General features: G+C 59.4%; 7 protein-coding genes. 4 read left to right on the top strand and 3 right to left on the bottom strand.

Features of this window, described 5'->3' with window-relative positions; genetic code table 11:
• Positions 1–1005, top strand: a 1005-nt coding sequence (locus H5U08_RS04815) for a hypothetical protein (RefSeq protein WP_297030814.1), incomplete at its 5' end; no start/stop codon positions are given.
• Between the two features lie 105 nt (positions 1006–1110).
• On the opposite strand, the gene H5U08_RS04810 is transcribed toward H5U08_RS04815, so the two are convergent.
• The 3 genes from H5U08_RS04810 to H5U08_RS04800 form a co-directional block, all read right to left on the bottom strand.
• Positions 1111–1650, bottom strand: a complete 540-nt coding sequence (locus H5U08_RS04810; protein WP_297030811.1) for an adenine phosphoribosyltransferase — start codon at positions 1648–1650, stop codon at positions 1111–1113.
• 93 nt (positions 1651–1743) lie between these two features.
• On the bottom strand, positions 1744–3201 hold the full coding sequence (locus H5U08_RS04805) for a sigma-54 dependent transcriptional regulator (protein ID WP_297030808.1): 1458 nt from the start codon (positions 3199–3201) through the stop codon (positions 1744–1746).
• Between the two features lie 3 nt (positions 3202–3204).
• On the bottom strand, positions 3205–4692 hold the full coding sequence (locus H5U08_RS04800) for a HAMP domain-containing sensor histidine kinase (protein ID WP_297030806.1): 1488 nt from the start codon (positions 4690–4692) through the stop codon (positions 3205–3207).
• A gap of 252 nt (positions 4693–4944) precedes the next feature.
• On the opposite strand from H5U08_RS04800, the gene H5U08_RS04795 reads away from it, so the two are divergent.
• From H5U08_RS04795 to H5U08_RS04785, 3 genes are all read left to right on the top strand, one after another.
• On the top strand, positions 4945–7092 hold the full coding sequence (locus tag H5U08_RS04795; RefSeq protein WP_297030803.1) for a beta-galactosidase: 2148 nt from the start codon (positions 4945–4947) through the stop codon (positions 7090–7092).
• A 58-nt stretch (positions 7093–7150) separates the two neighbouring features.
• Positions 7151–8644 (top strand): sulfatase, encoded by a 1494-nt coding sequence (locus tag H5U08_RS04790; protein ID WP_297030800.1) that lies wholly within the window; start codon positions 7151–7153, stop codon positions 8642–8644.
• Between the two features lie 147 nt (positions 8645–8791).
• The coding region (locus H5U08_RS04785) for a DUF1080 domain-containing protein (RefSeq protein ID WP_297030797.1) at positions 8792–9400 on the top strand (609 nt) is incomplete at its 3' end.

Genomic DNA, 9400 nt, shown 5'->3' with positions numbered 1-9400 from the left:
TGGCTCGGTCTATCGAAGTTGGCCATCTTCAGTACTCGCCATCTCACGCAGGTTGTGGCCAACCGTTGCAGTTTGCCGAGCGGATTGGATGGCCTTTTCCTCACCGATGCCGATCCCGGCATTCCACCCAGCCAGTACGTGGTGGACGTGGGGATACTTTTGGGTGTGCCGCTCGTGGGGATCGTTTATCATGGCCATCCGAATCGCCTTTCTGCCGTGCTGGACCGATCCCAGTGCTGGGTGGATGGAGGACTAACCCTGTGGTGGGATTTTGGGTTATTTCAGCGGATTGTCCGGACCAGTGCCGAGAGGCCATTTCCCCAGGATCCCACGACGATTTGGGATTTTCGGGGACGCCTTCAGGTGGCGATAGCGCGGGACGCCGTGTTCGGTTGCTACTTCCAGGAATCCCTGGAACTTCTGGAGCGAGCAGGGGCCAAAATCGTAGAATTCTCCCCTCTTCGGGACGAGCGTATTCCACCAGAAACGGACGTGGTCTACCTGGGCTGTGGAGAACCTCGGGAACACGCGGCTCGCCTGGCTGAAAACCACTGCCTGAAGGTCTCTCTCCGAGATTACGTCCGCCGGGGTGGCAGGGTCTATGCGGAAGGGGCCGGTGCGGCGTATCTCTGCGAATGGATGGAGGTCAGTACCGGTTGCTTCATTTCTGGGGCAGGAGTCCTCCCGGCAGCGGGGCGGCGTCTCCCGCGATTTGGGGAGCCACTTCCGGTTACGGTGACGCTCCGATCGAGCACCTGGCTGGCGGAGTCGGGCACGGCGATACGCGGCTACCGGAATTCCCAGTGGTGGTTCGAGCCCGAGTCGGTTTCCACCGGCCTGGTGAAGGAGCCGGGCTTCGAGTACGACATCATCGGCAACGCGCAGGTGGTGGCGTCGATCGTGCACGTGGACTTTGCAGCCCAGCCCGCCTTACTTGCCCGCTTTTTCCAGAAGACTCCGGTGGCTGGTCCGTCGCCGTCCGGTACGAGCCTTTTCGTCCGGTAATCGAGCTCTATCCCCACTCCCGCCTGGCGTCTTTTGGAGTTGATGGGCACCAACCAGGTTTGCGGGAAGCGCGCGTGGGGTCGCGTGGAGGTGGCTCCTCAGTGCTTATCCGCCGCTGAATTTGATGAGGCTCACAGGGCGATACCGGGCCAGTCGTTCAGCCCCTTTGAGATCCGTCAGCTCGATAACAAAGGCGCAGCCGACCACAACGCCTCCGGCCTTTTCAATCAGTCGGCAACACGCTTCCACTGTCCCACCGGTGGCCAGGAGATCGTCCACCACGAGCACCCGGGTCCCCGGCTTAATGGCGTCTTTGTGCATTTCCAGGGTGTCAGTTCCGTACTCCAGGCTGTAGGTGTGCGAAAAAGTTTCGGAGGGCAGCTTCCCCGGTTTGCGAATGGGGATCAGCCCCACACTCAGTTCCAGGGCAAGCGGGGCGGCGAAAAGGAAACCGCGAGCTTCGGCGGCGGCGATGGCTTCCACATCCCGGTCGCGGACGGCATCGGCGAGCTGGCGTACCGTTTCTCGCAGGGCTTCTGGAGAGCCGAGAAGCGGCGTGATGTCTCGGAAAATAATCCCCGGTTTGGGAAAGTCCGGGATCGAGCGAATGTAGCTGGCAAGGTCAATTGTCTGCTGGCTGCTCATCGTGGAATCACCCTCCTCTGATGGAACCTGCTGCCGTTATTATGAAGCCTCGTTTTTGCCATGTAAACGGGCGAGTGTCCGAAGGGAGCCGCATCACTCGCTTGGATCAGCCTCCGGAGGGCTCTCCGCCGACCGATCGGCAAACCGGCGGAGTTCTCGGTACTGCTGGAGCTTTTTTCGCAACGTGACACGGTGGATTCCCAGGTGTCGCGCCGCGTGGATGTACTGGCCTCGATGGATCTCCAAAGCGCCTTCCAGAAGCACCGGTTCCACAAGCTGAAGAAACGTTTCGTATAGTCGGCCTTCGAGGGCCGGATCCGCTACGGCTTGCTGTACCCATTTCCGCACACAATCGCGGAGCGATTCTTCCTCCGCGACATCCTGCTGGCTGCGGGATAGGGCAGGCGGGAGGTGGTCGGCATGCAAGACGCCTCCCCGACTGACGATGAGGGCGTGCTCCAGTGCGTGTCGCAACTCACGTACATTTCCCCACCAGGGACGCGACAGAAGTGCCTCGCGAAAATCCGCCGACCAGGCCGGAGGTGTCTTTCCGGATTGCGCGGCCAGCCGTCCCATGAAGTACTTTGCCAGCGGTTCAATGTCTTCCTTCCGCTCCCTCAAAGGCGGGAGATGGATTTCAAATGTCACCAGCCGATAAAACAGGTCGTGGCGGAAAGCACCCTCCCTGACAAGTCTTCGCAGATCCTGGTGTGTGGCCGAAATGAGGCGAAAATCGACGTGGACCGGTTTTGTGCCACCCACCGGGCAGAATTCGCGATATTCCAAGGCTCGAAGCAACTTGGCCTGAACGTTCAGCGGAATGTCGGCGACTTCGTCGATAAACAGAGTGCCGCCGTTGGCCCGCTGGAGAAGCCCCACGTGATCCGAGTCGGCTCCTGTGAAGGCCCCCCGGACGTGGCCGAAAAGTTCGCTCTCGACAAGGGATGGACTCAGCGCTGCCAGGTGGGCCACAACAAAAGGCCGGTCGCGCCGAGGACTGTAGTGGTGAATGGCCCTCGCCACCAGTTCTTTTCCCGTCCCGCTTTCGCCGGTGATGTGCACTGCCGAATCGGTGGGCGCCACCACGGCAATCTGCTTGAAAACCGCCTGCATGGCAGGGGAGACGCCGATCAGCCGCGGCTCGTTCTCGGGGACGCCCTCCATGGTATTCGGCGATACGCTTCCCGGGGTAGGGGTGAGCAAGGCACGCCTGATAGCCTGAGCGGCGGCCTCCAGGGTGAAAGGCTTTGTCAGATACTCAAACGCTCCTGCCTGCATCGCCTGAACGGCGACCTCCAGATCACCGTAAGCCGTGATGACGATGACGGGCATCCGGGGGCGAAGCTGCCGAAGTCGCCGCAGGGCCTCCAGACCGTCCATCCCGGGCAAACGCACGTCGAGGATCACCAGATCACCGGGAGTTTCTCCCAGTTGGCGAAACAGATCTTCCGCCGCCGTCAGCGTCACGGCGGAATGCCCCATTTGTCGGGCAAGCTTGGACAGCGCCCAGCAAATATCCGGTTGATCGTCCACAATCAAAATGTTCGCCATGCTTCAGGCCTGCACTTCTGCCGAAGAGCGATTTCCATTTGACGCCAGCGGGAATTCAAAAACGAATTCGGTCCACCCACCTTCGCGAGACCAGTTCAGTGTGCCGCGGTGTTGAACCGCCACAGTCTGACACACCAAAAGGCCCAGGCCGATTCCGTCCGGCTTGGTCGTGACAGGTACCCTGAACAGTCGCTCCTGCACATGACTTGCCACGCCGGGCCCGTTGTCCCGCACCACCAGTCGTCCTTTGTTGTCGCGGTGCTCCAGCAGAACCCACACCTGAGGCTGGTGAGAGCTCTGTCGAGCTGCCTCAATTCCATTGGTGATCAAATTGGCCATCAGTTGGAAGAGGGCCCACCGGTGTCCTTCTACGGGAAACTGTCCGTCAGAGTCCTGCGAAACATCCACGCGAAGCGCCACCTGGGCATGCTCGATGGCTGGCTGGAGCAAATCCAAAACTTCGTCCAGAAGGGCCCGCAAGTCAATCAGTTCTGGATGAGGGGCCTGCGTGGTGAGCGTGAGAAACTCGCGGAGCGTCACTTCTATTGCCTGAAGCTGGCGATACGCGACCGTCAGTTCGTCATCAGCCTGGGCTGCGTGGCAGGACTGCACGTGAAGGTCCACGGCCAGACGGAGGGCGGTGACAAGATTCCTCAGTTGGTGGGCCAGCCCGCGACCCAGCTCGTGAAGCGCATGGTTGCGCTCTTCATCGCGGAGTGCCCGTTCAAACTCCTGCCGCTGGCGAATCATTTGCTGAATCGCCACAGCCAGATCACGGACCTCGGCGCTCGTTGACGGAACAGGAATGGAGGCGTTCCAGTCCTCTGCCGCCCGAACCGTCGCCCTGGCCAGGTCAGTGAGTGGTTTGGCGATGGAGCGTGCCAGCCATACGGAGACAATCGCGGAAAGAGCAACGGCACATCCGGCAGCGACGCCCGTCGCTGGAAGGATCGGCGCCATCTCCGACAGCAGGGCCGCCTGCTCACGCAGAATCAGGATGGTATGGACATCGTCCGGTGAGCCCGCTCGATACACCACGAAAATTTTCCTGACCCGATATTGCCTGCCCGAGAGGTTCACCGTGCGGGTGGGTTCTCGATCTTCTGCATGGTGCTGAAGGATCGGGATCAAAACTTTTTCGTCGGGCTTCTCGAGAGAAAGCGTCGTGTCGAGAATTTGTCCGCCGCGGGACGCCGTGACGAACTCCACTCCGGAAAGTTCCCGCATTTGTCGCAGCACAGTTTTATTGAGGGGAAATCTGGCATGGGCGACGATGTCCGCCACGCGCTGGAGCTCGCGTTCCTGACGCTTTGCCACGTGCTGACGCCAAAACAACGCGGTCCCCAGGCCTGCAATCAGGCTACTGCCCAGGGCGACCAGGACAAAACCGGTAAACAATCGCCAAGCCAGCGATCGCCGCCGATCCGCCAGCCAGCGAAAGACTGGGCCAACGCTTTTGGGCCATTCGTACCGAAGCCGACGTGGCAACATCACCAGATTTTAGTACGAAGATAACAGGTTTTTTGTCAGGGGAGCCAAATACGGAAAGAAGGCGACCTCTTTTGCTCAGTCTAAATGATCCCCGATCGGTCCTGAAGTCCTTGAAGCGCGCCGTGTTCCATCGTACGATAGGGGGCACGGTCAACGAGAGTGTGGGAACACATGCCGCAATGAATCCGGCGGTGTTCGTGACCCCGCATCCAACATCCCCCATCCTTCCTGCATCTTGGAGGTTGTCAACGCATGAAACGCTTCCGTGTTGAACGCTGCCGCCACGCCAACGGGGCGGTGGCCCTGCTGATTGTTTGTGGTTATTGGGGTGTTTTGTCGGTCTTGCCAAACGGGCACATTTACGCCGAGCAACCAAATCCCCCATCCGAGAAAGTGCTGTGGTCGCCGCAACAAACAGGGGGATACCGATTAGAGCGGGCGACGGCTGAGGTCGTATCCCGGGATGGGGTTTCCCTCCTGCAGATCCGACCGGAAGCAGGGGCGGAGTCCGCCGTGGCCCATTTTCGGGCGCCGGAAAAGACCTGGGATCTCACGCCGTTTCGCTACCTCGGCATTGAGCTTCGCAATCCTTCTCCACATCAGGTACGCGTTCAATGGCGGGCAAGGAGCAAAGGCAGAAATCTTTCCCGCGATTATATTCTGGAGCCCGGTGAAAGCGTACACCTTCGACTGACTCTCCGCCGTGTCGTTCCCGAAGCGCTCAAGGACGTGTTCTTTGGCATGCGGGGATTTCCCGAACTGCTTGATCCTGGGCGAGGCATCGACGTATCTACAGTGGAAGAAGTGGCTCTTTCCCTCCAGGATTTGTCTCCCGGCAGTGTTGTGGAAGTGGAAAAAATACTGGTGACTGGGAGCTTTCAAACACCCCCGTGGTGGAATGGCGATACCAGTGGATTGTTTCCGCTGATTGACGAGTTCGGTCAGTACCGCCATCGCGATTGGCCGGGGAAAACACACAGCGTCGAGGAACTGGCTGAGAGAATCCGGGAAGAAGATCGCGATCTGGCAGCCCATCCCGGCCCGAGTGATTGGGACCAATTCGGGGGCTGGGAGAGCGGGCCGCACCTGGAGGCAACGGGTCACTTTCGCGTCGCCAAACATGAAGGCCGGTGGTGGCTGGTGGATCCGGAGGGGCGGCTTTTCTGGTCACACGGGATCGATTGTGTCCGCAGCACCACGGCGATCACTCCCATCACCGATCGCGAGCCCTGGTTCCAACTGCCGCCGAAGGACAGCCCCTTTGGCGTGTTTTACGGTCGCGCGTCTTGGGCCCCTCACGGCTACTATCAGGATAAAGGCACGTATCAAACTTTTTGCTTTTCCGGCGCCAATCTTCTCCGAAAGTACGGTCCAGACTGGGAAAAAACGTTCAATGAGCGAATGCATCAGCGGTTGCGGAGCTGGGGCATTAACACCATTGGCAACTGGTCGGATCCGGCTATTTACGGTATGCGTCGGACACCCTACGTGGTGACAATGTATGCGGGGGCCCGCCGGATTGAAGGTTCAACAGGATACTGGGGTAAATTCGCGGATCCGTTTGATCCCAATTTTGATCGTGGCCTTCTGGCAGCGATGCAGCGAGAGGCCGATTCCTCAGCAAAAGATCCGTGGTGTTTGGGATACTTCGTGGATAACGAACTGAGCTGGGGCGACGAGCTTTCCCTGGCGGTGGCGACTGTCCGGTCACCGGCCGATCAACCCGCCAAGAAAGTTTTCCAGGAGCGTCTCCGGCAAAAGTATGGAGATGTTGGCAAATTGAACGCCGTTTGGGGGACGAGTTTCAAATCCTGGGACGATTTCCTCCAGAAGACGGATGAGGTCGATCAGCAAAAGGCCCGTGAGGATCTGGCGGCGTTCTACAGCGAAATTGCGGAAACATATTTCCGTCGCTGCCGCGATGCCGTCAAAAAATTTGCCCCTGACAAACTCTATCTTGGCTGTCGATTTGCCTGGGTGAACGATCGGGCGATTCGAGCGGCCGCGCTTTATTGCGATGTCGTCAGCTTCAATCGCTATGACATCAGCGTGGATTCGATCCGTTTGCCGGACGGAATTGATAAACCCGTGATCATCGGAGAATTTCACTTCGGGGCCCTGGATCGGGGGATGTTCCACACGGGACTCCGCGAGGCCGCTGATCAGGTGGACCGTGCCGAGTGTTATCGCCGCTACGTGAAGAGCGGTTTGCTTCATCCGCAGATTGTGGGCACGCATTGGTTCCAGCTTATGGATCAGGCCACCACCGGTCGGGGTGACGGTGAGAACTACCAGATCGGCTTCCTCGATGTGTGTGATACACCCTATCCCGAGATCATCCAGGCCGCTCGGGATGTGGCAGCCCACATGTATAGCCTGCGGAGTTCCCAGGGGCGGTGAGTTCGGATTTACGTGAACCAGACTGGTGCGATTCATTTTTGGGGAGGAGGTGCACGCGATGAACTGCCTCAACGTCCGACGGTGGATTTTCAGTTCGGTGGGCAGCTTGATGATGGCTGCCGGTTTGTACGCCATGCCGTTGTTTTCCAGCACGGTCCTTGCGGAAGAGCGCCCGGCGGAACGTCCCAACATCTTGCTGGCGATTGCCGACGACTGGGCCTGGCCTCACGCTGGAGCCTACGGAGACCCGGCAGCGCGGACGCCCACGTTTGACCGCATCGCCCGGGAGGGTGTCCTTTTCACCCACGCCCATGTGAATGCCCCCACGTGCACGGCGTCTCGCGGCTCGCTGCTCACCGGACAGGCGTCGCATAGACTGGAAGAAGGGGCCAATCTGCACAGCCGGCTGATGGCGAAATTCCGCTGCTATCCCGACGTGCTGGAGGAAAACGGCTATATCATCGGCAGCATGCGGAAAGGCTGGGGGCCCGGGTCTCTGGAAGGAACGGGAAGAAAACGAAATCCGGCAGGTCCGTCCTTCAAGAGCTTTGAGCAGTTTCTCAAGACTGTTCCACCCGACAAACCTTTCTGTTTCTGGTTTGGGACAAGTGATCCCCATCGACCGTACCAGAAAGGTTCGGGAGAGGCCGCGGGCATCGATCCCAAACGGGTCCGGGTACCGCCGTTTCTCCCCGATACGCCGACGGTGAGGAGCGACATCGCCGACTACCTGTTCGAAGTGGAACGTTTCGATCGAGAGCTGGGCGAGGCGCTGGCCCTGCTCGAAAAGGCCGGTCGGCTCGATAACACGCTTATCATCGTGACCGGCGACAACGGGATGCCGTTCCCCAAAGCGAAAGCCACGTGCTACGATGCGGGCACCCATGTGCCGCTGGCGATTTGCTGGCGGGCCCGCGTGCCGGGTGGTCGGGTCGTGGATGACTTTATCTCGCTCACCGATGTCGCTCCCACAATCCTCGAGGCAGCCGGTTTGGAGCCGCTTCCGGAAATGACGGGCAGGAGTTTCCTGAACGTCCTGCTCTCCAAGAAATCGGGACGAGTCGATCCTTCCCGTGATCACGTGTTCACAGAACGGGAGCGCCACACCTGCACCCGGCCCAACAACGCAAGTTATCCCATCCGTTCCATCATCACGGAGCGCTGGCATCTCATCTGGAATTTGCGTCCGCAGCTCTGGCCGGCTGGCAATCCGCCGGAGGAAAGCGTGGGGCGGGATTACGGCGATATCGATGGCTCGCCCACCTGGTCAGAGATGCTCGCACGGAAGGATGATCCAGCAATCCGCCCGTTCTTCCTTGCGGCAGCCGGGGCCAAACGGCCCGAATTCGAGCTGTACGATCTCCAGGCCGACCCCGGCGAGATGCACAATCTTTCTGGAAAACCGGAACTTGCCAAAATCGAGAACGAACTGAAAGCCAGGCTGCGCGAATGGATGGTGTCCACAGGTGATCCCCGGGCACTGGGCGACACCGATTTCTGGGACCGCGCACCGTACTATGGAGGCGAAGGAACAATCCCACGCAAGCGTTGACGGTCCCGTCGGTCGACGACGCCCCATTAGCTCAGAAAGAATGGAGGCCATCCGGCTAATCGATACCGCGGTGGCAACGTGGAAACTGGCGCCGTGCGTTAACACTTCGCGATCTCAGTTCAAAGTGTCATTCGAAAGGAGAAAGCTATGCGACTTTTCAGCCTGTTTATTTTGGGGTGTATCGTGACAGGCACTGCCAATCTGGCGTTGAGTGCGGAACCTGGCGAGAACAACGTCCCGCCGCCCGGTTTTGTGGCACTCTTCAACGGGAAGGATTTGACTGGGTGGAAAGGACTGGTGGGAAACCCGGTCACTCGGGCCAAAATGTCGCCCGAAGAACTGGCCAAGGCCCAGGAAATCGCCGATCAGCGGATGCGCGAGCACTGGCATGTGGAGGATGGCGTCCTGGTGTTTGACGGAAAGGGCGACAACCTCTGCACTGCCCGCGATTACGGCGACTTCGAACTTTGGGTGGATTGGAAAATCCTGCCACACGGCGACTCGGGAATCTATCTCCGGGGATGCCCGCAGGTTCAGATCTGGGACGCCAACGACCATCCGGAGGGTTCCGGCGGACTCTACAACAATCAGAAGCACCCGAATAAGCCGCTCAAACGAGCGGACAAACCTATCGGTGAGTGGAACCGCTTCCGCATCCGGATGATTGGAGACCGTGTGAGCGTGTGGCTGAATGGAGAACTGGTGGTGGACAACGTGGTGATGGAGAACTACTGGGAGCGCGACAAGCCCATCTAC

Origin of the sequence: Thermogutta sp. (genome assembly GCF_014359955.1) — a bacterium.
GTDB lineage: Bacteria > Planctomycetota > Planctomycetia > Pirellulales > Thermoguttaceae > Thermogutta.
Note: the sequence above shows the minus strand (reverse complement) of the source record. Positions and strands in the feature narration are given on the sequence as shown.

Bases quoted from the DNA above. Each gene is read 5' to 3' on its own strand.
- H5U08_RS04810 (WP_297030811.1), bottom strand. From the start codon at position 1,650: ATGAGCAGCCAGCAGACAATTGACCTTGCCAGCTACATTCGCTCGATC.
- H5U08_RS04790 (WP_297030800.1), top strand. From the start codon at position 7,151: ATGAACTGCCTCAACGTCCGACGGTGGATTTTCAGTTCGGTGGGCAGC.
- H5U08_RS04800 (WP_297030806.1), bottom strand. From the start codon at position 4,692: ATGTTGCCACGTCGGCTTCGGTACGAATGGCCCAAAAGCGTTGGCCCA.
- H5U08_RS04795 (WP_297030803.1), top strand. From the start codon at position 4,945: ATGAAACGCTTCCGTGTTGAACGCTGCCGCCACGCCAACGGGGCGGTG.
- H5U08_RS04805 (WP_297030808.1), bottom strand. From the start codon at position 3,201: ATGGCGAACATTTTGATTGTGGACGATCAACCGGATATTTGCTGGGCG.